This window comes from bacterium (assembly GCA_023150945.1).
Lineage (GTDB): Bacteria > Zhuqueibacterota > Zhuqueibacteria > Zhuqueibacterales > Zhuqueibacteraceae > Coneutiohabitans.
Window position 1 is genome coordinate 468 of record JAKLJX010000057.1, and the last position, 625, is coordinate 1,092.

The 625-nt window shown below is 55.5% G+C and carries 2 tRNA genes and 1 rRNA gene (1 of these 3 running past the window's edge); all 3 read left to right on the plus strand.

Going from position 1 to position 625, the window contains the following annotated elements:
* Positions 1-215: ribosomal RNA gene (locus L6R21_27970) — 16S ribosomal RNA — on the plus strand (its annotated part extends 467 nt beyond the left edge of the window); the annotation flags it as partial.
* A gap of 129 nt (positions 216-344) precedes the next feature.
* Positions 345-421 (plus strand) — tRNA-Ile (locus L6R21_27975).
* A gap of 10 nt (positions 422-431) precedes the next feature.
* Positions 432-507: transfer RNA gene (locus L6R21_27980), tRNA-Ala, on the plus strand.
* Positions 508-625 lie beyond the last annotated feature (118 nt).

A 625-nucleotide genomic window follows, 5' to 3' on the forward strand; every position in this document is an offset into this window, starting at 1 on the left:
CGTGAAGTCGGAATCGCTAGTAATCGCGGATCAGCTTGCCGCGGTGAATACGTTCCCGGGTCTTGTACACACCGCCCGTCACACCATGGGAGCGGGTTCTGCCAGAAGTAGTTAGCCTAACCGCAAGGAGGGCGATTACCACGGCAGGGTTCGTGACTGGGGTGAAGTCGTAACAAGGTAGCCGTATCGGAAGGTGCGGCTGGATCACCTCCTTTCTGGAAAAATGGCCGAAGTGATGCTGCAGATGCCGCAAGGCAGTGGAGCATGAACGAAGGTCCAAGGTCATCATCTTCGATGCGCCCACACTTATCGGCTGTAAAACGACAGTGACAGAGTAGAGATGAGGGTCTGTAGCTCAGTCGGTTAGAGCACCGTCTTGATAAGGCGGGGGTCGTTGGTTCGAATCCAACCAGACCCACCACCCATTCGTTGGGGGATTAGCTCAGCTGGGAGAGCACCTGCTTTGCAAGCAGGGGGTCGTCGGTTCGATCCCGTCATCCTCCACCAGGTCCATCATGCAAGCCTGAATAGGGTGTGCTGATTGGATGATCTACGCTGATCACGAGTCTTGGCAAACCAAAGCATAGGAGAAGGCTTCGAAGGGAGCGGTCTCGTGGACTTTGGT